This is a genomic window from Streptomyces wuyuanensis, from assembly GCF_900103455.1.
Classification (GTDB): domain Bacteria; phylum Actinomycetota; class Actinomycetes; order Streptomycetales; family Streptomycetaceae; genus Streptomyces; species Streptomyces wuyuanensis.
Genome location: NZ_FNHI01000013.1, coordinates 188689 through 213576, shown reverse-complemented (window position 1 = coordinate 213576; position 24888 = coordinate 188689). Strand labels below are relative to the sequence as shown.

General features: G+C 73.5%; 23 protein-coding genes. 20 read left to right on the top strand and 3 right to left on the bottom strand.

Features of this window, described 5'->3' with window-relative positions; all coding sequences use genetic code 11:
• The first annotated feature begins 135 nt into the window (after positions 1-135).
• From BLT82_RS20560 to BLT82_RS20550, 3 genes are read left to right on the top strand one after another with little or no spacing between them, the layout of a single operon-like run.
• On the top strand, positions 136-495 hold the full coding sequence (locus BLT82_RS20560) for a histidine triad nucleotide-binding protein (RefSeq protein WP_093656895.1): 360 nt from the start codon (positions 136-138) through the stop codon (positions 493-495).
• 28 nt (positions 496-523) lie between these two features.
• Positions 524-1432 carry a ribonuclease Z gene (locus tag BLT82_RS20555; RefSeq protein WP_093656893.1) on the top strand — a complete coding sequence of 303 codons (909 nt, stop codon included), beginning with the start codon at positions 524-526 and terminating at the stop codon, positions 1430-1432.
• A gap of 29 nt (positions 1433-1461) precedes the next feature.
• Positions 1462-2463, top strand: coding sequence for an adenosine deaminase (locus tag BLT82_RS20550; RefSeq protein WP_093656891.1), 1002 nt, complete (start codon positions 1462-1464; stop codon positions 2461-2463).
• Between the two features lie 292 nt (positions 2464-2755).
• Here BLT82_RS20550 and BLT82_RS20545 read toward each other — a convergent pair whose 3' ends face one another.
• Complete coding sequence (locus tag BLT82_RS20545) at positions 2756-4042, bottom strand: MFS transporter (RefSeq protein ID WP_093656889.1); 1287 nt, start codon at positions 4040-4042, stop codon at positions 2756-2758.
• A gap of 334 nt (positions 4043-4376) precedes the next feature.
• Here BLT82_RS20545 and BLT82_RS20540 point away from each other — a divergent pair, with 334 nt between their 5' ends.
• From BLT82_RS20540 to era, 10 genes are all read left to right on the top strand, one after another.
• Positions 4377-5486, top strand: coding sequence for a carbohydrate kinase family protein (locus BLT82_RS20540; RefSeq protein ID WP_093656887.1), 1110 nt, complete (start codon positions 4377-4379; stop codon positions 5484-5486).
• 290 nt (positions 5487-5776) lie between these two features.
• On the top strand, positions 5777-6799 hold the full coding sequence (locus BLT82_RS20535) for a PhoH family protein (protein WP_093656885.1): 1023 nt from the start codon (positions 5777-5779) through the stop codon (positions 6797-6799).
• A gap of 14 nt (positions 6800-6813) precedes the next feature.
• A complete protein-coding gene (gene ybeY, locus BLT82_RS20530; protein WP_093656985.1) occupies positions 6814-7311 on the top strand; it encodes an rRNA maturation RNase YbeY in 498 nt (165 codons plus the stop codon).
• Positions 7308-8576, top strand: a complete 1269-nt coding sequence (locus BLT82_RS20525) for a hemolysin family protein (protein WP_093656883.1) — start codon at positions 7308-7310, stop codon at positions 8574-8576. The genes ybeY and BLT82_RS20525 overlap by 4 nt, the downstream gene beginning before the upstream one ends.
• 8 nt (positions 8577-8584) lie before the next feature.
• Positions 8585-8938 carry an MmcQ/YjbR family DNA-binding protein gene (locus tag BLT82_RS20520; protein WP_093656983.1) on the top strand — a complete coding sequence of 118 codons (354 nt, stop codon included), beginning with the start codon at positions 8585-8587 and terminating at the stop codon, positions 8936-8938.
• A 90-nt stretch (positions 8939-9028) separates the two neighbouring features.
• Entirely contained in the window at positions 9029-9382 is a 354-nt protein-coding gene (locus BLT82_RS20515; protein WP_093656881.1) for a cytidine/deoxycytidylate deaminase family protein, read from the top strand.
• A 1-nt stretch (position 9383) separates the two neighbouring features.
• Complete coding sequence (locus BLT82_RS20510; RefSeq protein ID WP_093656879.1) at positions 9384-9746, top strand: hypothetical protein; 363 nt, start codon at positions 9384-9386, stop codon at positions 9744-9746.
• Between the two features lie 325 nt (positions 9747-10071).
• Positions 10072-11409 (top strand): WxL domain-containing protein, encoded by a 1338-nt coding sequence (locus BLT82_RS20505; protein WP_208867990.1) that lies wholly within the window; start codon positions 10072-10074, stop codon positions 11407-11409.
• A gap of 61 nt (positions 11410-11470) precedes the next feature.
• Positions 11471-12433 (top strand): DUF916 domain-containing protein, encoded by a 963-nt coding sequence (locus tag BLT82_RS20500; protein ID WP_093656875.1) that lies wholly within the window; start codon positions 11471-11473, stop codon positions 12431-12433.
• 253 nt (positions 12434-12686) lie between these two features.
• Entirely contained in the window at positions 12687-13634 is a 948-nt protein-coding gene (gene era, locus BLT82_RS20495) for a GTPase Era (RefSeq protein WP_093656981.1), read from the top strand.
• Positions 13635-13763: 129 nt separating this feature from the next.
• Here era and BLT82_RS20490 read toward each other — a convergent pair whose 3' ends face one another.
• Positions 13764-14030 (bottom strand): protealysin inhibitor emfourin, encoded by a 267-nt coding sequence (locus BLT82_RS20490; protein ID WP_093656873.1) that lies wholly within the window; start codon positions 14028-14030, stop codon positions 13764-13766.
• 25 nt (positions 14031-14055) lie between these two features.
• Positions 14056-15108, bottom strand: a complete 1053-nt coding sequence (locus tag BLT82_RS20485) for a M4 family metallopeptidase (RefSeq protein WP_093656871.1) — start codon at positions 15106-15108, stop codon at positions 14056-14058.
• Positions 15109-15431: 323 nt separating this feature from the next.
• On the opposite strand from BLT82_RS20485, the gene leuA reads away from it, so the two are divergent.
• From leuA to BLT82_RS20450, 7 genes are all read left to right on the top strand, one after another.
• A complete protein-coding gene (leuA, locus tag BLT82_RS20480) occupies positions 15432-17195 on the top strand; it encodes a 2-isopropylmalate synthase (RefSeq protein WP_093656869.1) in 1764 nt (587 codons plus the stop codon).
• Between the two features lie 159 nt (positions 17196-17354).
• Entirely contained in the window at positions 17355-18074 is a 720-nt protein-coding gene (locus tag BLT82_RS20475) for a TerB family tellurite resistance protein (RefSeq protein ID WP_093656867.1), read from the top strand.
• Between the two features lie 483 nt (positions 18075-18557).
• A complete protein-coding gene (gene bla, locus BLT82_RS20470; protein ID WP_093656979.1) occupies positions 18558-19532 on the top strand; it encodes a class A beta-lactamase in 975 nt (324 codons plus the stop codon).
• A gap of 86 nt (positions 19533-19618) precedes the next feature.
• Positions 19619-22042 (top strand): tetratricopeptide repeat protein, encoded by a 2424-nt coding sequence (locus BLT82_RS20465; RefSeq protein ID WP_244292055.1) that lies wholly within the window; start codon positions 19619-19621, stop codon positions 22040-22042.
• Positions 22043-22236: 194 nt separating this feature from the next.
• Positions 22237-23673, top strand: coding sequence for a hypothetical protein (locus tag BLT82_RS20460; protein WP_093656865.1), 1437 nt, complete (start codon positions 22237-22239; stop codon positions 23671-23673).
• Positions 23674-24223: 550 nt separating this feature from the next.
• Entirely contained in the window at positions 24224-24430 is a 207-nt protein-coding gene (locus tag BLT82_RS20455) for a hypothetical protein (protein WP_093656863.1), read from the top strand.
• Positions 24427-24648 carry a hypothetical protein gene (locus tag BLT82_RS20450; RefSeq protein WP_093656861.1) on the top strand — a complete coding sequence of 74 codons (222 nt, stop codon included), beginning with the start codon at positions 24427-24429 and terminating at the stop codon, positions 24646-24648. The genes BLT82_RS20455 and BLT82_RS20450 overlap by 4 nt, the downstream gene beginning before the upstream one ends.
• The last annotated feature ends 240 nt before the right edge of the window (positions 24649-24888 follow it).

The following is a 24888-nucleotide window of genomic DNA, read 5'->3' as shown; positions in this document are numbered from 1 at the left end:
GGACCCGGCCCGGACACGGACACGGACACGGGGACGGCCCCGGCGGCCCGGTCCGCACGGCACCCGCCGGAGGCGTACCCCGGCACCGATACCATGCAGTCCACTGATCGTCGGAGTCGTGAAGGGGCCCGGACCATGGCGGGAGAACCGCAAGCCGACTGCCTGTTCTGCAAGATCGTGGCGGGGGAGGTGCCGGCCACCGTCGTCCGCGAGACCGAGACGACCGTCGCCTTCCGGGACATCAACCCGCAGGCGCCGACGCATGTGCTGGTGATCCCCAAGGTCCACTACCCGGACGCAGCCACCCTCGCCGCGGCCGAGCCGGGCGTCGCCGCCGACATACTGCGCGAAGCCGCCGAGGTCGCCGCGATGGACAAGGTCGACGGCTCCGGCTTCCGCATCGTCTTCAACACCGGCGCCGGTGCCGGCCAGACCGTGTTCCACACGCACGCCCACGTCCTCGGCGGCCGCGGGCTCGAATGGCCGCCCGGGTAGAGCGCCACCGACAGGCACGGAGCCCATCTTGTCCGTACGCGAACTGGTCGTGCTCGGCACGGCCAGCCAGGTCCCGACCCGGCACCGCAACCACAACGGCTATCTGCTGCGCTGGGACGGCGAGGGCATCCTCTTCGACCCGGGCGAGGGCACCCAGCGGCAGATGCTGAGGGCCGGGGTCGCCGCGCACGACATCGACCGGATCTGCGTCACCCACTTCCACGGCGACCACTCCCTCGGCCTCGCCGGGGTGATCCAGCGCATCAACCTGGACCAGGTGCCGCACCCCGTCACGGCCCACTACCCGGCGAGCGGGCAGCGCTTCTTCGACCGGCTCCGGTACGCGACGGCCTACCGCGAGACGGTCCGGCTCACGGAGGCCCCGGTCGCCGACGGCGGTGTCCTGGCCGACACGCCCTCGTACACGCTTGAGGCACGCCGGCTCGACCATCCCGTCGAGTCCTTCGGCTACCGGCTTACCGAGCCCGACGGCCGCCGCATGCTGCCGGAGCGTCTTGCCGCGCACGGCATCAAGGGGCCGGACGTCGGCCGCATCCAGCGGGAAGGCGCCCTCGGCCCGGTCGCGCTGGAGGACGTCAGCGAGGTGCGGCGCGGGCAGCGCTTCGCGTTCGTCATGGACACCCGGCTCTGCGACGGGGCGCGGGAGCTGGCCGAGGGCTGCGACATGCTGGTGATCGAGTCGACCTTCCTCGACGAGGACGTCGCGCTGGCCACGGACCACGGTCATCTCACGGCGGGACAAGCGGCCCGTGTGGCGCGCGATGCGGGCGTACGGCACCTGGTGCTGACACACTTCTCCCAGCGCTACAGCGAGCCCGACGAGTTCGAGCGGCAGGCCCGTGCCGCCGGTTTCGAGGGCGAACTGTCCGTGGCCCAGGACCTCGTACGGGTCCCGGTCCCCAAACGCGACGCCTGATCCACCCGCCGACGTCCGAGCGAGCACCGATGTCACTCATTCCCAAGGCCGAACTGCATCTGCACATCGAGGGCACCCTCGAACCCGAGCTCGCGTTCGCCCTGGCCGAGCGCAACGGCGTCGAGCTGCCGTACGCCGGAACCGAGGCGCTGCGCAGGGCCTACCTCTTCAGCGATCTGCAGTCCTTCCTGGACCTGTACTACGGACTCATGGTCGTCCTGCGCACCGCGGACGACTTCACGGAGCTCGCCGACGCGTATCTGACGCGTGCCGCGGCCCAGGGCGTACGGCATGCCGAGATCTTCTTCGACCCGCAGGCCCACACGGAACGCGGTGTCCCGATCGGCACGGTCGTCGAGGGCCTCGCGCACGCGCTGGACCGCGCCGAGGAGCGGCACGGCGTCTCCACCCGGCTGATCATGTGCTTCCTGCGGGACCGCTCGGCGGAGTCGGCGATGGAGACGCTCGACGCCGCGAAGCCCTATCTGCACCACATCACCGGGGTCGGTCTCGACTCGGCCGAGACGGGGCACCCGCCGTCGAAGTTCCGCGAGGTGTACGCGGCCGCCGAGTCCCTCGGCCTGCGGAAGGTCGCCCACGCCGGGGAGGAGGGGCCGCCCGCGTACGTCCGCCAGGCGCTGGACGTTCTCGGCGTCGAACGCATCGACCACGGGCTGCGGTCGATGGAGGATCCCGAGCTGGTCGAACGCCTGGTGCGCGAGCAGGTCCCGCTCACCCTCTGCCCGCTGTCGAACGTCCGCCTGCGCGCCGTCGACACCCTGGAGGAGCACCCGCTGCGGGCGATGATGGACGCCGGCCTGCTGGTCACGGTGAACTCCGACGACCCCGCCTACTTCGGCGGCTACGTCGGCGACACCTTCCACGCGGTCCGCGAGGCGCTCGGGCTGAACCACGAGCAGCTTCGGGAACTGGCCCTCAACTCCTTCCGCGCGGCCTTCCTCGACCAGGACGAGGCGCGCCGCGAGCGCTGCCTCGCGGAGGTCGCCGGATACGACTTCGACCGGGAGTGACGCGGGCGCTGCCGAGCGCATGAGACCGTCCCGGGCGCCGGGTCCGGCCCAACGGGGCGAGGGGCCGGGCCGGTGCGGGTGCGCCCGGGCCGTCGTCCCACCGGGCTGCGGCGCCGGCCTGCCGCTGACGTCGACCGGGCCGGCCCAGCGGGGACGCGGCCGCCCACGGGGCCGGGCGCGGATATCCCGGCGCTCCGCGGAGCGTACGCCCGAGCGGTGCTCCGGGCCCCGGCCCGCACCACGGGGCACCGGGCGACGGCGCGTTCCCCCGAGGACGCACCGCCGCCCTGTCTCAGGAGGCCAGGACCTTCGCCGTGCCGGCCGGAGCTGCCTCCGCCACGGGGACCGTGATCTCCGCGAGGACCGCGGGCGCAGCCGCGGTGCGGCGCCGGATCGCGGCGGGCACCGGCAGGGGCACGGGCACCAGGCGCCGGCCCGAGGTGTGCACGGCGACCGCGGTCATCGGTACCGCCACGACCAGCAGGGCCCCGCACAGCACGAGCCCCATGCCCGGGTAGCCGGCGTGCGCCGAGAGCAGGCTGCCCGCCATCGGGCCGCACGCCACGCCCAGCGAGGTGGCGGAACCGACGAGGACGGCCCAGCGCCCGCGGGCGTCGAGCGAGGCGGCGAGGCCGATCAGATACGAGAGCACCACCGGGTAGAAGGTGTTCCACAGGATCTCGCCCACGGCGAAGGCGGCCAGGCCGCGCGCGGACGAACTGACCACGATGCAGCAGGCGATGAGCGCCGTGCCCACGCCGATCGGGACCGCCCGCCCGAACCGCGCGCCCACGGCCCCGGCGACGATGACGCCGGTCAGCCCGGCGCCCAGCGCCGCGGCGAAGACCGCGCCGACGGCGACCTCGCTCAGTCCGGCCTGGGTGGTGCCTATACGGCCGCTCACGCCCCACAGTGCGTTCTGCGCCATCGCCCAGCAGAGCATGGCGCCCGCGAGGACCGCCCCGGAGCGGCGGTGGGGGAGCGGGTTCCGGGAGGTGGGCTGGTCCGGCAGGCCCTGGACGCCGGGCACGCTCACCCGGGCCCCTGGGCAGTCCAGCCGGCGGGTCGCGGGCCAGGCCGCGAGTGCCGCCAGGGCGAGCGCGGCGAACGGCAGCGCATGGCCGCCGCCGAGCCGAGGAATCGTCAGGTACAGGGCGCCCGCCGCCGCGGACACCGAGAGCAGGCCGAGTGCGGACACCCGGTGCGGATCGCGCTGGGCGGCGATGCCGGCCGCGGCGACCGCGGTTGCCGTGCCGGAGCCGAAGCCGCCCACCGCGACTCCCGTGACGACCACGGGCACCGCGGACGTCAGCGCCGCCGCGCCGTAGCCGGCGAAGGCGAGGACCAGACCCGTCCGGGCGAGCCTGCGCGGCCCGAACCGCTCGACCCGTGACGCGAGCGCGAATCCGGCGGCCGAGGACGCCAACAGCAGGACGGAGCCGACGAGTCCGGCCTGGGCGGGGGTGAGACCGAGCCCGGCGGACAGCCGGCCGACGACGGTGGGGAGAAGGTAGGCGGCGAGGTAGCCGACGGCGAAGACGGCGACGAGCGGCCACGCGGCGCGCAGGCGCGAGGACATGGGCGTTCCCGGGAACAAAGGGCTGAAGGCATGGGGATCCACCGCGCCGCTGGGACGAGGAGGAGGGAGGAGCGCCCGGTGTCTTCTGCACGGGAACGCGGGCCAATTTGTATCAAGCGCCCCCGGCGGCGGAGAAGCCGAGATGATGTGATGCGGGACACATTTGGTTTGTGCTGTGATCGGTCGGGTAAAAGAGCGCCTTTTCCCCGGTGGGAGCCGGTGCGGAGCCGGTCCCGAACCCGCTCCGCCGGCCTTACGTCAGGGCCCGGATCAGGCACACTGGCTTGATCCGACCGCTCTTTGCACCGCACCGCACGGCAATCCGGGAGCCACCGTGATCACGACCGACGGAGAGCAGCAGCAACACGCCGCGCACGTCGACCCGTTGGGCGCCCTGCGCACCGGAGGGGACCCGGAGTGCGACGTGTTCCTCACCGGCACGGTCTTCCTCGACATCATCTTCACCGGGCTGGACACCGCTCCCGTCCGCGGCACCGAGACCTGGGCGCGCGGGATGGGCCAGAGCCCGGGCGGCGTCGCCAACATGGCCACCGCGCTCGCGCGGCTCGGTCTGCGCACCTCCCTGGCCGCGGCCTTCGGCGACGACTTCTACGGCGACTACTGCTGGGACGCCCTGGAACAGGGCGAGGGCATCGACCTTTCCCCGTCGCGGACGGTGCCCGGCTGGCACTCTCCGGTGACGGTCTCCATGGCGTACGAGGGCGAGCGCACGATGGTCTCGCACGGCCACGAGGCACCGCTCTCCGAGAGCGCCCCGGCGGCGGCGCCCCGGGCGCGGGCCGCCGTGGCCTCCCTCGTGCCCGGTCGTTCGGAGCCCTGGATCGCGGAGGCGGCCACCCACGGCACCCGGATCTTCGCCGACGTCGGCTGGGACGACACCGGCCGCTGGGACCTGCGCGCCCTCCACGACCTGGAGCTGTGCGAGGCGTTCCTGCCCAACGCCGAGGAGGCGATGCGCTACACCCGCACCGACTGCCCGCGCGCGGCCGCCCGGGTACTGGCCGAGAAGGTGCCCCTCGCCGTCGTCACGCTCGGTGCCGACGGTGCGTACGCCGTGGACGGCGCCACGGGCGAGACGGCCGAGGTCCCGGCGATCGGTGTGGAGGCGCTGGACCCGACCGGCGCCGGCGACGTCTTCGTGGCGGGCTTCGTCACCGGCACCCTCGCCGGCTGGCCGCTCGCGGACCGGCTCGCCTTCGCCGGGCTGACCGCCGCGCTGTCCGTGCAGGAGTTCGGCGGCTCGCTGTCCGCGCCCGGCTGGTCCGAGGTGGCGGCCTGGTGGCAGTACGTCCGGGGCTGCGAGGGCCAGGACCCCGAGGCGCTCGCCCGCTACGCCTTCCTGGCCCGGCTCCTCCCCGCCCCCGACCGCCCCTGGCCGCTGCGCCGCGCGGTCCCCACGATCGGCTTCCGCCGCCCGGTCTGACCCCTGACGGAGGCGCACGGCCCGACCCCTTCCCCGGTGGGCGCCGCACGCGTCCTTCCTCGCCCCGAAGCCCTCCCGGGGCCGCGCCCGGCCCCGTCCGCCGCTCCCCGCCCGGGCCTCTTGCCCCGGCCTCCCGGCCTTGCCTCCCGTGCAGGCCGGGAGGGGGTTCTCCGGGTGCCGGGAAAAGCACTTAGGGACTGTCCGTGCGGGGTCGTACGCTGGTAACCCAGAGGTTGTCGAGCGGCGAGAACCCTGCAACGGGAGGTATGCGCAGGCCAGAGGGCCGGCCCATGACTCAGACACCCACAGACCAGACCCTCGCGCCGGGGCAGGCACGAGCCCATTTCACCGTCCCCGCGAAGCACCCCATGGTGACCGTGCTCGGTTCTGGTGATTCCCTGCTGCGCGTGATCGAGCAGGCGTTCCCGACCGTGGACATTCACGTCCGCGGCAATGTGATCAGTGCTGTCGGCGACGAACGCCAAGTCGCACTGGTCCAGCGCCTTTTCGACGAGATGATGCTGGTGCTCCGCACCGGACAGCCGATGACGGAGGACGCCGTGGAACGCTCGATCGCCATGCTTCGCGAGGAAGGCGGAGGAGCGGCGGCCGAGACCCCTTCCGAGGTCCTGACCCAGAACATCCTGTCCAGCCGCGGCCGCACCATCCGCCCCAAGACGCTCAACCAGAAGCGGTACGTCGACGCCATCGACAAGCACACGGTCGTCTTCGGCATCGGCCCCGCCGGCACAGGCAAGACCTACCTCGCGATGGCCAAGGCCGTGCAGGCGCTGCAGTCCAAGCAGGTCAACCGGATCATCCTCACCCGGCCCGCGGTCGAGGCGGGCGAGCGCCTGGGCTTCCTGCCCGGCACGCTCTACGAGAAGATCGACCCGTACCTGCGGCCGCTGTACGACGCCCTGCACGACATGATCGACCCGGACTCGATCCCGCGCCTGATGGCCGCGGGCACGATCGAGGTGGCGCCGCTGGCGTACATGCGCGGCCGTACGCTCAACGACGCGTTCATCATCCTCGACGAGGCGCAGAACACGAATCCGGAGCAGATGAAGATGTTCCTGACGCGTCTCGGCTTCGACTCGAAGATCGTGATCACCGGTGACGTCACCCAGGTCGATCTGCCCGGCGGGACCAAGAGCGGTCTGCGCCAGGTCAGGGACATCCTGGACGGCGTCCCGGACGTGCACTTCTCCATGCTGACATCGCAGGATGTCGTCCGGCACAAGCTCGTGGGCCGTATCGTCGACGCCTACGAGAAGTACGACAGCCGCAACGGCAGCAACGGGAAGTGAAACCGGTCAGCACCATGTCGATCGACGTCAACAACGAGTCCGGAACCGAGGTCGACGAGCAGGCGATCCTCGACATCGCCCGCTACGCGCTCGCGCGGATGCGCATCCACCCGCTCTCCGAACTCTCGGTGATCGTCGTGGACGCCGAGGCCATGGAGCAGCTGCACATCCAGTGGATGGACCTGCCCGGCCCCACGGATGTCATGTCCTTTCCCATGGACGAGCTGCGTCCGCCCGTCAAGGACGACGAGGAGCCCCCGCAGGGGCTCCTCGGCGACATCGTGCTCTGCCCCGAGGTGGCGACGAAGCAGGGCGAGGAAGCGCCGACCCGGCACTCCATGGACGAGGAGCTCCAGCTGCTCACCGTCCACGGTGTGCTGCACCTGCTCGGGTACGACCACGAGGAGGCCGACGAGCGCGCCGAGATGTTCGGTCTGCAGGCGGCGATCGTCGACGGCTGGAGGGCTGAGAAGGGCCTGACCGGTCCGTCCCCGGCGCCGACCGTCTCATGAGCGCCCAGCTCGTCATCGGCGCCGTCGCACTGGTCGTCGTCGCCTGGCTCGCCGCCTGCGCGGAGGCCGGCATCGCCCGTGTCTCCGCTTTCCGTGCGGCCGAGGCGCTGCGCTCCGGGCGGCGCGGCGCGGACCGGCTGGTCCAGGTCGCCTCCGACCCCACGCGCTACCTCAACGTGGCCCTGCTGGTGCGGGTCGCCTGCGAGATGGCGGCCGGCGCGCTGGTCACCTACGCCTGCCTGCAGGAGTTCACGGAGACCTGGCAGGCCCTGGCCGTCGCCATCGGCGTGATGGTTCTCGTCTCGTACGTCGCCGTCGGCGTCTCCCCGCGCACCATCGGCCGTCAGCACCCGCTCAACACGGCGACGGCCGCCGCGTACGTCCTGCTGCCGCTGGCCCGCGTCATGGGCCCCGTCCCGCAGCTGCTGATCCTCATCGGCAACGCGCTGACCCCGGGCAAGGGCTTCCGCAAGGGCCCGTTCGCCAGCGAGGCCGAGCTGCGCGCGATGGTCGACCTCGCGGAGCAGGAGTCGCTGATCGAGGCCGAGGAGCGCAAGATGGTGCACTCCGTCTTCGAGCTCGGCGACACCCTCGTGCGGGAGGTGATGGTCCCGCGGACCGACCTCGTCGCCATCGAGCGCTACAAGACCATCCGCCAGGCGCTCACCCTGGCCCTGCGCTCCGGCTTCTCCCGTATCCCGGTCACCGGGGAGAACGAGGACGACATCGTCGGGATCGTGTATCTGAAGGACCTCGTCCGCAAGACGCACATCAACCGGGACGCGGAGGCCGAGCTGGTCTCCACCGCGATGCGCCCGGCGGCCTTCGTGCCCGACACCAAGAACGCGGGCGACCTGCTGCGAGAGATGCAGCAGGAGCGCAACCACGTCGCCGTCGTCATCGACGAGTACGGCGGCACGGCCGGGATCGTCACCATCGAGGACATCCTGGAGGAGATCGTCGGCGAGATCACCGACGAGTACGACCGGGAGCTGCCGCCCGTGCAGGAGCTCGGCGACTCGCGCTACCGGGTCACCGCCCGGCTCGACATCGGCGACCTCGGTGAGCTGTTCGGCCTCGACGCGTACGACGACGAGGACGTGGAGACCGTGGGCGGGCTGCTGGCCAAGTCCCTCGGCCGGGTCCCGATCGCCGGCGCCAGCGCCCACGTCGAACTCCCGGACGGCCGCGCCCTGCGGCTGACCGCCGAGTCCCCCGCCGGCCGGCGGAACAAGATCGTCACCGTGCTCGTGGAGCCGGCGTGAGCGGCCCGCTGACGCCCCGCCGGCTGAAGGAGCTCTGCCTGGAGCAGAACGCCGCGGTGGAGGACTTCCCCTTCGGGCCCGAGGTCTCGGTCTTCAAGGTCGCCGGGAAGATGTTCGCCCTGTCCGACCTGGCGGCCGACCCGCTGAAGGTGTCGCTGAAGTGCGATCCGGACGAAGCCGTCCGGCTGCGCGCGGAGTACCCGGCGATCGTCCCCGGCTACCACCTCAACAAGCGCCACTGGAACACGGTCACCGTGCCGGAGCTCCCGGCCCGCACGGTCCGGGAGCTCGTCGAGGATTCCTACGACCTCGTCGTCGCCGGCCTGCCGAAGGCGGAGCGGCTCCGTCTGGACCGGCCCTGAGCCCGTGCGCGCCGGGCCGGGCACCTCGGCCCCGAGGGGCCGCCACCGGTGCCCGGCGGGCGGGTCCGGGCCGCGAACTATGCTCGTCCCATGACTGACAGCTCCGGACTCGATCCCGAAGACCGCAAGATCATCACCCTGGCGCGCAGCGCCCGCGCCCGCAACGGCGTACCCGAGGGTGCGGCGGTGCGGGACGAGACCGGACGGACCTACGTCGCGGGCACGGTGGCGCTGGAGTCCCTGCGGCTCAGCGCGCTTCGGACGGCGGTCGCGATGGCCGTGGCCAGCGGCGCCAAGTCCCTGGAGGCGGCGGCGGTGGTCGCCGAGACCGACACGGTCGCCGACGCCGACAGGGCCGCGGTCCGGGACCTCGGCGGCCCGGGGACGCCGGTGCTTCTCGCCGGTCCCGACGGCCTGCTCCGGGCGACCGTGACAGCGGGCTGACGTGTCCCGCACCTGGGGACGCGTCGTCCTGGCGGTCGGCATCGTCGGTGTCGTCGTCAACGGGATCGACGGCGTGGTCTCCGGACCGTTGGCCTGGTCCGACGCGTTCCCGCTGTTCCTCGCCGCGGTGGCGGGCGCCGAGCTGAGCACCGGCCGGCGCCGCCGCGCCCTGCGGGCGGCCGCGGCGGTCGTCCTGCTGACCGTCGGCTTCGCCGCCGGCGTGCCCGCGGCGGCGCACCTGGTCGCGGGCGGCCCGGTCGACCTGCTGAACCTGATGCTGGGCGTCCTCGCCCTGCTCTACGCCGCGGTCGGCGCCGCGGCCCTGCTCGCCCGCCGCCGCGCGAACGGCCCGTCGCCCGCCTGACGACCGCGGCCCACCGGCCCACCGGCTCCACGGCGCTCTCCGGCCCGTCGGCTCCACCCCCGCAGCGGGCGCGAGCCGAAGGGCCACGGTGGGGCGGCTCTGTTCGACGACCGTCACCTCGCCCTCGCCGTCCGGGGCCGTGCTCGCCTGCTCTCTCCCACACTGGCACTGACCTGCGCAAACGCCGATCTTGAGCAGGCGCGGCCTGTGATCTTGACACGATCTGATGGGTCATCAGTCGGTGCATTTCGATTCCATTGACTTCTCTTTCCCCCACCCCGTCAATGACGGCCACCGAGTGAAGGCCGAGTGAAGGGGGAAGCACATGGCATCCCTGCCATCCACACCACGAAGACGCCGCTGGGCGGCGCTGCTGGGGGTGAGCGCGCTCGTGGCCACCGGCGGCGGGTTCCTCGCGCCCTCCGCCGCGGCCCAGGTGAACGCGGCCCAGGCAGTCGACTTCCCGACGCACTGCGTACCACCGCCGATCTCCGGCATCCCGCCCATCGACGGCACGACCAGCGCCGAGATCACCGTCGACAACACCACGCCGAAGGTGGGCGACACGGTCACCGTCACCTACACGGTCACCAAGCCCGCCGCCGGCAACCCCGTCGACCTCGCACTGCCCGCCGACATCATGACCCCCACCGGCAAGGTGACCCTCGGAGGCGCCCAGCCCGGCAGCGTCACGGTCGCCGGGCCCAGGAAGAACCCACCCGTCCCCGGCAAGGCACCGTTCCCGGCGTTCTCCATGACCGGCACGTTCACGGTCACCGCGCCCGGCTCGATCACCCTCTCGCCGGGCGACTACAACATCCACACCAGCTACATCATGGAACTGGACACCCCCTGCACGGTGACGAACCCGCCCGCGCCCGTCTCGCAGACGATCGTCGCCACCGAACAGCCCGGTGCCAACGAACGGTCCGTGCGGCTGGGCACCGCCTCCGGCAAGCCCGGCGACACGGTGACCGTCACCGGCGCCAAGTTCACCCCGCTCGCGGACATCACCGTCGCCGGCCGCGCCGGCGCGGCCGAGACCGCCGACACAACGACCGTGAAGGCCGGCGCGACGGGCACCTTCACCGCGCAGCTCACGGTCGCCGACAAGGCCACCACCGGAGTCGTCGCCTACGAGGGCACCGCCTGGAGCGACGACAAGGGAGCGGGCCCCGCCGCGTACACCGTCGTCGACGACACCCCCGTACCCGCGAACAGCCAGAAGCTCACCACCGCGGTCGCGGCCGGAACCCTGTCCATGACCCAGGCCGGTGACAGCGTCCAGCTGACGTCCGTCGACTTCGGCAAGGGCGGCGCCGCCACCGGCGACCTCCACGCGGCGACCGTCAAGGACTTCCGCGGCGGCCCCGCGGGCTGGTCCCTGACCGGAAAGGTCACCGACTTCACCGGCCCCGGCGGCAGGATCGACGCCGGCCGGCTGAGCTGGACCCCGGCCTGCGCCACCAAGGCCGGCAGCCCCAGTACCTGCGCGGCGGGCTCCGCCGGCGCCGTCGGCACCGCCGGCGCCACCCTGGCGTCCACCCCCAACGGGGCGGTCACCGGCGGCGAGTTCACCGCCGGGGCCAAGGTGTCGCTGGACGTGCCGGCGTTCACCGCCCCCGGCGCCTACTCGGGCGTGCTGACCCTCACCCTCACCTGACACCCACGGCGGGCCGGGCGCGCACCCGGTCGGCCCGCCCCGACCCGGGGGACCCGCACCCGTGCGAAGACTGCCCGCACCCCTCCTGCCGCTGCTCGCACCTCTCCTCGCGCTGGCCGCGCTGCTGTGCGCCGTCCCGGCCGCGCACGCCGCGGACAACGGCGAGTGGTCCGTCGAGCCCACGGCCTCCGGCCTCGGCCGCCGCCCGTACTTCTACCTCTCCGCCGACCCCGGCACGACGCTCACCGACAGCGTCACCGTGACCAACAAGACCGCCGCCCCGCTGACGTTCGTGCTGTACGCGGCGGACGCCTACAACACCGAACGGGACGGGGGCTTCGCCGTCCGCACCCGTCAGGAGAGGCAGCGCGGCGTCGGCGCCTGGGCGAAACCGGACCGCGCCCGGCTGACCGTGCGCGCCCGCTCCGCCGTGACCGTCCCGTACACCCTGAGCGTCCCCGAGGACGCCGAACCGGGCGACCACCCCGGCGCGCTGGTCGCGCTGGACGAACGCGTCGCGGCGGGGCCCGGCGGAGCCGTCGCCGTCGGCATCCAGCGGGCGGTCGGCGCCCGTGTCCACCTCCGCGTGAACGGCCCGTCCGTGCCCGCGCTCTCCGTCGAGGACGTGCGCTACACGACGGACGCGCCCCTCGTGCCGGGCACCGCCGACAGCAGCGCCCTGATCTCGTACACCCTGCACAACCGGGGCAACGTCACGCTCAGCCCCAAGGTGGCCCTCCGCGCCGAGGGACTGTTCGGCCGCACCCTCCTGGCCCGTGACCTGACCGGAGTCCCGGGCGAACTGCTGCCGCGGCAGCGGATCCGGCTCACGGCGAACTGGGCCGGAGCCCCGCAGCTCGACTGGGGCGAGGTGACCCTGACGGCGAGCGCACGCGACGCCCGCGGATCCGGCGCGGCGTCCTTCCTCGCCGTGCCCTGGACGGCCGCCGCGGTCCTGGCCGCGGCCGGGGCCGGGACGCTGGTCTGGCTCCGGAGACGGCGCCGGCGCATGGGCGGGGGCTGACGCGCCCGCCCGGCCCTGCGCAGGGACGTGGGGAGCCGTGACCGGGCGGAAGCCGCCGCCCCGCCCGGTCACGCCCCGGCCCCTTCGCGCGGCGGCCGTCCGTACCACCGGCCGGGCGGTGCGCACCGGGGTCGCCGGGCCCGGCCGGGCCGTCCGCGGCGGAGCCCCGGGCCCCTCGTACGGCGGGCGTCCGTCCCGCCGTTGGCGGGCACGTGGTACGTGACCGCTCCGCGGATCGGGGACAATGGCCCGCATGAGCGTTCACACCCCCCGATCCGAGGCCCCGCACCGCGCCGGCTTCGCCTGCTTCGTCGGCCGTCCCAACGCGGGCAAGTCCACCCTCACGAACGCTCTGGTGGGCCAGAAGGTGGCCATCACCTCCAACCGGCCCCAGACCACCCGCCACACCGTCCGCGGCATCGTCCACCGGCCCGACCTGAACGCCCAGCTCGTGCTCGTGGACACCCCCGGCCTGCACAAGCCGCGCACCCTGCTCGGCGAGCGGCTCAACGACGTCGTGCGCACCACCTGGGCCGAGGTCGACGTGATCGGCTTCTGCCTGCCGGCCGACCAGAAGCTCGGTCCCGGCGACCGCTTCATCGCCAAGGAACTGGCCGGGATCAAGAAGACCCCCAAGGTCGCGATCGTCACCAAGACCGACCTGGTCGACTCCAAGACCCTGGCCGAGCAGCTCGTCGCCGTCGACCGCCTCGGCAGCGAGCTCGGCTTCGAGTGGGCGGAGATCGTCCCGGTGTCGGCCGTCGGCGGCAAGCAGGTCACCCTGCTCGGCGACCTCCTCGTCCCGCTCCTCCCGGAGAGCCCGCCGCTCTACCCGGAGGGCGACCTCACGGACGAGCCCGAGCAGGTCATGGTCGCCGAGCTGATCCGGGAGGCGGCCCTGGAGGGCGTACGGGACGAGCTGCCGCACTCGATCGCCGTCGTGGTCGAGGAGATGCTGCCCCGCGAGGGACGCCCGGCGGACAAGCCGCTGCTCGACATCCACGCCAACGTCTACATCGAGCGCCCCAGCCAGAAGGGCATCATCATCGGCCCGAAGGGCAGCCGCCTCAAGGAGGTCGGCACCAAGTCCCGCAAGCACATCGAGGCGCTGCTCGGCACCCCCGTCTTCCTCGATCTGCACGTGAAGGTCGCGAAGGACTGGCAGCGGGACCCCAAGCAGCTGCGCAGACTGGGCTTCTGACCGGCGTCCGGCCGGAGCGCCGGCGGGCGGCGCGTCACGGGGCCCCGAAGGGCCGCGCCCCGGCCCGCCCCACGGGCACGAGGCCGGGACGTGGCGGCCCCGTCCGTGCCGCCGGCGCCGCTCCGGCCCTCAGGAGCCTTCCTTCAGCACCCGGGTGATCAGCTGACGCTGCGCCTCGGACAGCCGCGGGTCCGCGCAGTACACGGTCGTGCCGTCGACCGTGAGCTGGTACTGGAAGCCGTCCGGCACCCCCACCGGCGGAGTGTCCCGGCCGTCGCCCATCGCCTGCTCGGCCAGGGCGTGCCACTCCCGGGCGTCGGGCCGCCCGGAGGTGTCCACCTCGGCGACCCGCTCGATTCCGGCGAACCCGCCGGTGCGTCGTACGTGGATGCGCATGGCCCTTGTCTAGTACGGATCCCGGTCAGTTGGCAGGCACACCGACCTGGGACCACGCCTTCACCACGGCCTCGCGCTCCTCACCCCTCCCGTAGCGGGCGGTGGCCGCCTCGACCGTCTCCGCGGCGAAGTCGGCGAACGACGCGTCGACCTGGAGCCTTCCCGAGGTCATCGTGTCGTACCAGATCCGGCCGGCCCGCTCCCAGGCCTTGCCGCCCAGCTGGGTGGCGAGCAGGTAGAAGGCGTGGTTGGGGATGCCCGAGTTGATGTGGACACCGCCGTTGTCCCGGCCCGTGCGGACGTAGTCGGCCATCGTCGCCGGCTGGGGGTCCTTGCCGAGCACGTCGTCGTCGTACGCCGTGCCCGGCGCCTTCATCGACCGCAGCGCCACGCCGCTGACCCGAGGCGCGAGGAGCCCGGCACCGATGAGCCAGTCCGCCCGGTCCGCGCTCTGGTCGAGCGTGTACTGCTTCACCAGCGAGCCGAACACGTCCGACACCGACTCGTTCAGCGCGCCGGGCTGGCCGAAGTAGGTGAAGTTCGCCGAGTACTGGGTGAAGCCGTGCGCCAGCTCGTGGGCGATGACGTCGACCGGACCGGTGAAGTCGAGGAAGATCTCGCCGTCACCGTCGCCGAACACCATCTGCTCGCCGTTCCAGAAGGCGTTCCCGTACTCCTCGTCGTAGTGGACCGTCGCGTCCAGCGGCAGCCCGGCGCCGTCGATCGAGTCGTGCCCGTACGCCGTCATCAGCAGGTCGAACGTCGCGCCGAGGCCGGCGTACGCGCGGTTGACCGTGGCGTCCTGGACGGGCTCGTCGCCCTCGGACCGGACCTTCGTACCGGGCAGCCCGGTCGTGTTCCCCGCGTCGTAGAGCGTGCGCTGCGGCCCGGGGACGACCTCATCGGCCGGGGCGGGGGCGCCGGTGACGGTGGTAAGCCGGCGGCCCGTGCGGTGCGCGGCGTCCGCGACCAGGGTGCGGCGGGCCGCGGCGGCGACGGCCGGGTCACCGGCACGCGCGAGCTTGTCGAGCAGGTGCGGCGGCACGATGCCGCAGAAGACAGGCGTGAAGGAGTCCATGTCTGGCAATGTGGCACTGCGCCATTCAGCTGTCACTGGATGCGACGACGATTAGTGAAATGTAGTGATCTGTCACTTTTGCCCGTTACTGATCGGTCGTCCCGCATACTGAAACGGGACCGGCGCCCACGCCGAAGCTCAGCTAGGCTCGTCCGCATCATGCGTTTCGGGCTGCTTCTTCTTAGCTGCCGCGGCGAGGGCCTGTAGTCGTAGGCCGACCCCCTCCCCGCGGAGTCTGGTGCTGCGTTGACAGTCGGCCTCTCCCACCGCCCTCGGGGCGTGGGAGGACCCCCAGCCCGCAGGACCCCGAGGAGCCCGACGCAATGTCACAGTCGCAGTGGAACGGCCGCCCCACGCCGGTCACCAACACCACGCACACCCAGAAGCCCTCCGGTATGCCGGTCCACAAGTACGGCCGGTACGAGGCCGTGGACATCCCGGACCGCACCTGGCCCGAGAAGCGGATCACCAAGGCCCCCCGCTGGCTGTCCACCGACCTGCGGGACGGCAACCAGGCCCTGATCGACCCGATGTCGCCGGCCCGCAAGCGCGAGATGTTCGACCTGCTGGTCCGCCTGGGCTACAAGGAGATCGAGGTCGGCTTCCCCTCCTCGGGCGAGACGGACTTCGCCTTCGTACGCTCGATCATCGAAGAGGGCGCGATCCCGGACGACGTGACGATCTCCGTCCTGACCCAGGCCCGCGAGGACCTGATCGAGCGCACCGTCGAGTCGATCGTCGGCGCCAGGCGCGCCACCGTCCACCTCTACAACGCGACGGCTCCGACGTTCCGCCGCGTCGTCTTCCGCGGCTCCAAGGACGACATCAAGCAGATCGCCGTCGACGGCACCCGGCTGGTGATGGAGTACGCCGAGAAGCTGCTGGGCGACGAGACCGTCTTCGGCTACCAGTACAGCCCGGAGATCTTCACCGACACCGAGCTGGACTTCGCCCTGGAGGTCTGCGAGGCGGTCTGCGACGTCTGGCAGCCGGGCACCGGCCGCGAGATCATCCTGAACCTGCCCGCCACCGTCGAGCGCTCGACGCCCTCCACCCACGCGGACCGCTTCGAGTGGATGTCCCGCAACCTGACCCGGCGCGAGCACGTCTGCCTGTCCGTGCACCCGCACAACGACCGCGGCACCGCCGTCGCCGCCGCCGAGCTGGCGATCATGGCGGGCGCCGACCGCATCGAGGGCTGCCTGTTCGGCCAGGGCGAGCGCACCGGCAACGTCGACCTGGTCACCCTCGGCATGAACCTGTTCTCCCAGGGCGTCGACCCGCAGATCGACTTCTCGCAGATCGACGAGATCCGCCGCACCAGCGAGTACTGCAACCAGATGGAGATCCACCCGCGCCACCCCTACGCGGGCGACCTCGTCTACACCGCCTTCTCCGGCTCCCACCAGGACGCCATCAAGAAGGGCTTCGACGCGATGGAGGCCGACGCGGCCGCCCGCGGCGTGACGACCGACGACATCGAGTGGGCCGTCCCGTACCTGCCCATCGACCCGAAGGACGTGGGCCGCTCCTACGAGGCGGTCATCCGCGTCAACTCGCAGTCCGGCAAGGGCGGCATCGCCTACGTCCTGAAGAACGACCACAAGCTGGACCTGCCGCGCCGGATGCAGATCGAGTTCTCCCGCATCATTCAGGCCAAGACCGACGCCGAGGGCGGCGAGGTCACGCCGAAGGAGATCTGGTCCGTCTTCCAGGACGAGTACCTGCCCAACCCCGTCGACCCGTGGGGCCGCGTCCAGCTGCGTTCCGGCCAGACCACCTCCGACACCGACGGCACCGACACCCTGACGGTGGAGGCCGTCGTGGACGGCGCCGACACGGTGCTGACCGGTAGCGGCAACGGCCCGATCTCCGCGTTCATCGACGCCCTGAACACGATCGGCGTCGACGCGCGCGTCCTGGACTACCAGGAGCACACGATGAGCGAGGGCGCGTCCGCGCAGGCCGCCTCGTACATCGAATGCGCCATCGACGGAAAGGTCCTGTGGGGCATCGGCATCGACGCCAACACCACCCGCGCCTCGCTGAAGGCGGTCGTCTCGGCCGTCAACCGCGCCTCCCGCTGACGCCCGCCGCCACCCGCGGCCACCGAACCCCGCCTCTGCACAGAGGCGGGGTTCGGCCATGTCCGGGCGATGTGACGCCCGGGTACTGACGCCACCTCCGCGATGTGGCTAACATCACGTCAACGCGGCAATGTTGCCGAAGGGTCACGGAGGTGCGACGTGCTGCCAGCCCGCGGACGGAGCGGCCGAAAACCGCACATCCACGGTCATCGTGGTCTTCGTGTCTTCGGGGTGCGCACGTCGTGGAGCACCGTCGGTGACGGCGAGTTCTTCTGCCCCGAATGCGGAGGCGACCGCAATTACCGCCGCCGCACCGGCCGCCGCCGCTTCACCGTCCTCGGCGTCCCCGTCCTCCCGCGCGGCCACGCCGGGCCGGTCGTCGAATGCGCCGCCTGCCACGGCCACTTCGGCACCGAAGCCCTGGACCACCCCACCACCGGCCGCTTCTCCGCGATGCTCCGCGACGCCGTGCACACGGTCGCGCTCGCCCTCCTCGCCGCCGGCGGCACCTCCTCGGGCACGGTCCGGCGGACCGCGGTCGCCACGGTCCGCGCCGCCGGGATCAGCGACTGCACCGAGGACCAGCTGACGGCCATGGTGGAGGCACTCGCCGCCGACACCGGCCGCTTCATCACCGACGCGGGACCCTGCGGCGCGGCCCTCGCCATCGAACTCCACGAGGCGCTCGAACCGCTCACCCCGCACCTGGCCCCGGCAGGGCGGGAATCGATCCTGCTGCAGGGCGCCGGCATCGCCCTCGCCGACGGGCCCTACACCCCGGCCGAGCGGGAAGTACTGACCACGATCGGGAACGCCCTGCAACTGTGCGCCGACGACACGGCACGCCTGCTCGCCGCTGCGCGCACGCCGTCCCCGTAGCCGCCCGGCCATCGCGCCCGCCCGTCAGCGCCCCCGCCCTTCTGCGCCGGGTGTGCGCCTCCGGCGCGGGCGCCGCTCCCGGTGCCCCCGCAAACAGGACGTCCGCGAGCGGGTCCAACGCGTCCTCGTGCCTGCGGATCGGCCTTCTGGCGCCGGGCAGCGGGCCGGCGCGGCAGCGGCCGTACGGAACCGATCGGGTCGCAGCGCCATCCTCAAGAGTGATCGCCGCGGACGGGGATCGCCGGACGTGGGACGGCGGAGGCACCGCGGTCCGGCCGAGAGCGGGCGGTAACACCCGCGCACAAAAGCCGAAGACACCGGGGCAGAGGGGGGAGACTCCGCAGGCGGGCGCGAGCAGGCACCGGCAGGGCAGGCGCAGACAGCGCGGCCCAGGCAGGCGAAGGAGCAGTGGTCGCACACTCGCCGCGGCCGCACGGGCACCGCGGCCGTACGCAGGGGCCGCAGACGAAGGGAAGCACGGCCTTGGAATCGTCACGAGCACACCGGACCCGTCGCACACTGCTGGCCGCCGGCGCGGGGGCCGCGCTGGCCGCGGGCCTGCCGTCGAGCGCGGTGGCGACCTCGGCGCGGCGCGGCGACGAACCACCCGCCGGTGACGGCCCGCGCGGCGCCGCCCGCGGCGGCACGCCCCGGCCGGACGCGATCTCCCGCAGCCTGACCGAGCTCGAGCAGACGCACTCCGCCCGACTCGGCGTCTTCGCCCGCAACATGAGGACGGGCCGGACCGTCTCCCACCGCGCCGGCGAACTCTTCCCCATGTGCTCGGTGTTCAAGACGCTCGCCGTCGCGGCCGTGCTCAGGGACCTCGACCGGGAGGGCGAGTTCCTCGCCGAGCGCATCCGCTACACCGCGAAGGACACCGAGGAGTCGGGCTACTCCGTCATCACCGGCCGCGCGGAGAACCTCGCCAACGGCATGACCGTCTCCGAACTCTGCGACGCCGCCATCCGCCACAGCGACAACGCCGCGGCCAACCTCCTTCTGCGCGAACTCGGCGGCCCCACCGCGGTCACCCGCTTCTGCCGCTCCGTCGGCGACGGCGTCACCCGGCTCGACCGATGGGAGCCCCGGCTGAACTCGGCCGAGCCCTGGCGCACCGAGGACACCACGGACCCGCGCCACATCGCACAGACGTACACCCGCCTCGTCCTCGGCGACGCGCTCTCCCTCCCGGACCGGCAGCGGCTGACCGGCTGGCTGCTCGGCAACACCACCAGCACGGAACGGTTCCGCGCCGGACTCCCCGAGGACTGGGCCCTCGCGGACAAGACCGGCGCCGGCGACTACGGCACCAACAACGACGTCGGTATCGCCTGGACGCCCGACGGCACCCCCGTCGTGCTCGCGGTCCTGACGACCCGCCGGCGTCCCGACGACGCCGGGGACAACCGTCTCGTCGCCCGCACCGCCGAACTGCTCGCCGACGCACTCGGCTGAGTTCCCGGGGACCGCGGTCCGGCCGCGCGCCGATTCCCGAAATCCCCGCACCGATCGGGCGCATCGGAAGCGGCGAGGGCCAGAATGTGACGAACACGTACGGCGTGGGCACGGACCAGGGCGCCGGACAGGACGGGACGGGGAACCGGAACCGGGACGGGGGGACCGTGCTGCGCACTCATGCCACTGCCGTGCTGGCCACGGGATCGGCGCTGCTGTCGGTCCCGCTCGCCCTGGCCCTGCACACGGCGGCCTGCGGCACTCTCCCCCCGGTCCTCGCCCCGCTCCTCCCACTCGCCCCGTTCGTCTGGCCGCTCATGGCCGCCGTGGCGGCAGGCGCCGCGTACGCCGCCGTCCGCCGGGCACGCACCCGGCGACGTCCGGCGGCGCCGCCGCCCACGGCAGCCGCCCTCGCCCCCGTCCCGACGGATCCGGCCGGACTCCCCGCCCCCGCCGACCACTTCACCGGACGTGCCATCGAGACGGACGCGGTCCTGCGTCTGGTCCGCATCGGCCACCGTGCCATCGCCGTGACCGGCGCGCCCGGCACCGGCAAGTCGGCGCTCGCCGTCCGTCTCGCCCACGAGCTGCGGCCCCTGTACCCCGACGGACGGTTGTACGCGGACCTCGGCGGCGGGCGCGGCGAACCGTCGGCGCCCGCCGCCGTACTGGCCGTGCTCCTCGCCGCCCTCGGTGCTCCCGCCGAGGAGCGGTCGGGCACGAGCGACACCCTGGCCGCGCGCTTCCGCGGCCGCACCGCGGGCCGGCGGATCCTGCTGCTCCTCGACGACGCCGCGGACGCCGCGCAGGCGCGCGCCCTGCTGCCGGCCGGCGAGCACTGCCTGACCCTGATCACCAGCCGTGACCCGCTCCGGGAGCTGCCCGAGGCCACGCCGGTCCCGCTCACCCCGCTCACCGAACCCGACGCGCTCGCCCTCCTCGCCGCCGTCGCCGGGCCCGCCCGCCCTGCCGCCGAGGCCGGCCGGGTGGAGGCCGTCCCCCGCCCTGCCGCCGAGGCCGGCCGGGTGGAGGCCGTCCCCGGCCCCGCCGCCGAGGCCGACCACGCGCGGGCCGTCGTCCACGCCTGCGGGCTGCTGCCGCTGGCCGTCCGGGTCGCGGCCGGCGCGACGCGATCCCGGCCCAACGGGCGGATACCGGCCCTCGCGGGCCGTCTCGCCGCCGAACGCGACCGGCTCCACCAGCTGCGCCTCGGCGACCTCGCCGTCCGCGGCGCCTTCGAGGCGGCCTACGCCGCACTCCGCGCCGACGACCGGGCGCTGCTGCGCGGCCTCGGCGCCTGCCCGGCGGCCCGTGTCACCGTGCGGATCGCCGCCGCGGCCGCGGCGCAGGACCCTGCCGGGATCCGAAGCGGCCTCGACCGTCTCGCCGACGCCCAACTCGCCCGTCCCGCGGGCCCCGACGCGTACCGGCTGCACGACCTGGTCCGGCTGCTCGCCGCGGAGCGCTTCGACCACGAGGCGTCCCCCGCCGACCGCCGGGCGGTCCTCGAACGGATCCTGATCGCCTACACCGAGGACGCCTCCGGCCACGGGAGCCGGGCGTGGGGACTCGCGGAACAGCACGCCGTCCCGCACCTCGTCCGCGCCGCGGTACGCGAGGGACTGCACCACCGGGCCCACGGGCTCGCCCTCGCCGCCGACGCGTGGCTGGACGGGCGGCCCGGGCAGTCCCCTCGCATCGCCATGTGGACCGCCGTCCTCGACGCGGCCCGCCGCTCCGGCGAACAGGGCTGGACGGCACACGCCATGCGCGGGCTCGGCTCCGCGTACGCGCACGAAGGACAGCTCGACCGGGCCGTGGACCACCTGGGCATGGCGGCCGCCCTCCAGCGGCACGCCGCCGCCCGCACCGAGCGGACCGCCACCCGCCGGCTGCTGGGCGCCGTCCTGCGCGGAGCCGGCCGCCACGAGGAGGCCCTGCGGGAACTGCGTGCCGCCCTGGAGGGCTGCCGGGAGGCGAACGACACGGTGGGGGAGGCGGAGGTGCTGTGCGGCCTCGGCGTCCTCCACCTGGACCGGGGCCGTCCCGACGAGGCGATCGACTGCCTGGAGCAGGCGCTGCCCGTGCTCGCCCGGCACACCGGTGACACGGCGGGACTCGCCGACGCCCGGCGCCATCTCGGCACGGCCTACGCCCAGGCCGGCGGGTTCGTGCCCGCCGAGCGTCAGCTGCACTCCGCCCTCGCCCTCTACCGCCGCGGCGGTCTCACGGCGGGGGAGGGCTGGACCCTGCGCGAGCTGGGGCGGCTGGAGGAGCAACGCGGCGCGTACGGCGCGGGCGTCGTGCTGCACCGCGCCGCGCTGGCCGCCTTCGAACGCGCCGGCCTCGGCGCGGGGATCGCGGCGGCCGCGGAGGCGGTGGGCGACAACCTCCAGGTGCAGGGCGACCAGTTGGGCGCCGACGAGGAGTACCGCAGGGCCGCGGCCGCCCACCGGCTGCTGGGCGACCACGCCGGGGAGGCGGAGGTCCGCCGCAAACTCGGCTTCTGAGCCCGGTGGTTGTACCCGCGGACCCGCCGGCCGTTGATCCAGCGCTCAACCACCTCCGGGGTTACGGGTGTTGGGTGCACCGGGATTGTGAGAGCGGCGTGTGTGCATGCCATGATTCCCCCGCTGTTACTCGCCGGTAAGTGCGGGTCGCGGCAACCACCCCCCTCACCGTTCCACCGCCGGAGGACACCCCCGTGCGCCATGCCACCAGGAGACTCCTGGTCCCCGCGCTGACCGCCCTCGCGCTCGCCGCGAGCGGATGCTCGACCGGACCCGACAGCTCCGACCGCCCCGAGGCCGGGCCCACCCCCGCCGCAACCGCCGCGGCGGGCGACGCGACCGAGCAACTCGACGTCGAAGCCGCTCCCCAGGGCGAAGCCACCCCGACCGCCGTCGCCCGCCGCACCACCAAGGGCACCACCGACGCGGCCGAGAGCACGCTGAAGGTCGCCGCCTACGACAAACGCACCCGACGCGCCGTCATAGCCGCCCCGCCCCGCGACACGAACCCGCCCGGCTCCGGCAGCCCGACCGCCCGTCCCACCGGCAGCCCGACCGCGGCCGCCCCCGTCAAGACCGGCGACGTCATCGCCAGCGCCCCCGCGCCCGGCGCCCCCGACGGCCTCCTCGCCGAGGTCACCGAGGTCCTCGGCACCACCGACCGGGGCACCGAGGTCCGCACCGCACCCACCACCCTCAGCACCCTCCTCGCCGACGACAAGGCCGAGGGACAGGTCCCCGTCGACCCCTCCACCGTCGACGTCGAACCCCTCGTCGAAGGCGTCAAGGTCTCCTGGGCGCGCACCGGCGGCGCCACCTTCGGCCCCAGCGGCAGCAAGCTGCCCCTCGGCAGCCTGCGCCTCGACGTCGGCGCCGCCCTGGCCACCGCGGACGACGCCCCCGTCTCCGCCGCCGCCTCGCTCTCCGGCTTCGTACAGCTCGCCCCGCAGGTCGAGTTCTCCTACGACGGCAGCGCCAACGGCCAGTCCGGCCGCCCCGCCCCCGGCTCGGCGTTCCTCGGCATGACCGGCGACTGGACCGCCCAGTGGGCCCTCAAGGGCCGCGCCTCTGCGAAGGCCACCCAGCGCATCCCCTTCGCCAAGCTCCACGCCGACCCGGTGATCCAGGTCGGCCCCGTCCCCGTCGTCGTCAACCTCGACCTCACCTGCTACCTCCAGGTCGAGGCCGACGGCCGCATCACCCTCGACGTCCGGCAGGACGTACAGGGCGACTTCCGCGTCGGCGGCACCTACGCCCCCGGCAACGGCTGGACCCCGGTCAGCACCTCCGACGTCAAGAGCACCCCCGTCCGCACCACGGTCACCGCCGCGGGCCAGGCCAAGGCCACACTCGGCGCCGAGGCGTCCGTCGGCCTGTACGGCATGGTCGGCCTCACCGCCGACTTCGCCCCCTACCTGCGCGCCGAGGCCGAGGCCCGCGCCGACGCCGCCACGGACGGCACCGCGTCGCTCACCGGCACCTGGGCACTCCACGGCGGCTTCGACCTGAGCGGGAACCTCCAGCTCCAGCTGGCGATCTTCGGCACGCCGATCCTCCAGCACCGGATCCCGCTGGGCAGCCTCCACCGCGAATGGCCGCTCGCGAACGGCAAGGGCGCTCTGGCGGCCTGACCCGCCCCGCGCCCACGGTCCCGGGCCCGCCCGGCCCGGGACCGTGGGCGCTCCCGGCCCCGACCGCACCCCGGCCCCGACCGCACCCCGGGCCGACCGCACCCCGGGCCGACACGCGCCCGTGGCGCACCCGGGTGCGGCTCACGGCCACCGCCCCCGCGCTCGGCCATTCGCACAGCAGAATCCCGAATCCGGTGACGGGCGCGAAGAACCATTCCGCGCCGCGGCACCCATCCGGGGCTTCCGAATAACCTGTTCGAATGGGCCCGTCCCGGCCCCGGACACGAAATACCCGACGCGCCGGCCCTCCTTGCTCCGCACCCGCGACCCGGTGTTCCCGACTCGGCTCAGGCCGAACAACTCGCAGGCAGTGCTGCCGTGGCCATGACCCCTCACCCCGGTACCTGTGTTGGCCATGGATTAACTCCTTTGTGCAGCCGTGGAGTTGCGGTGCGCGTTTGTCTGCCGATTCCACGTCCGTGTCCTCACACTCGAGATGGGAAAGAGGAAAGGCATCGGGATGCAGGAGGAGAGGAGAGCCGTGGCGGAAATGGACCGTCTCCGCGACGCCGAAGCGGCAGTGGCGGAGCTGCGGGGCGCGCTCGCCCGCGCCGGCGTGACACTGCCCTCGCTGGGCGTCGACCCCCTGTCGTACACCGGGGACGAGCAAGGTGTTCTCGTCGAGCTGGGCCGCTGCAGTGTCGACACCGCGCGGCTGATGGCCGCGGCGCTGCCGGCGGAGGAGACGGGCCGATGACATCACCGCCACCCGTGGGGGCGTACGTCGTCGACTCGGGCACCGGCCGCGTCGGGCGGGTGCTCGGCCTCGGCGGCCCGTACGTCCGCCTCGCGCCGTTCGGCGGCGGGCGCGAATGGGACTGCGCCCTCGGGGAACTGCGCCTCGCCACCGCCGCGGAACGCCTCAGCGCGGCGACCGCCTACGCGAACGCCCGCAGCCGCGGCGAGGTCCCGTAGCCCCGCCGGACCCGGCCGAGCCCCCTGCGCCGAACGTCCGCGGCGGCCCCGCGCGACCCGGGCGCCCGAGCGGGAACCCTGCATCCTATGGACCGGGGGTCTCTTTCCGGCCTGCTGTTGGCATATTCCGCCGATACTCCTCCACGAACCCTTCACCGTGGGTAGCCTCCTCGTCACATGTCGGCCGAGCGGCGGGTCCGTCCGCGCCTGGACCGGCATCCGACAGCACGCACTGATGAG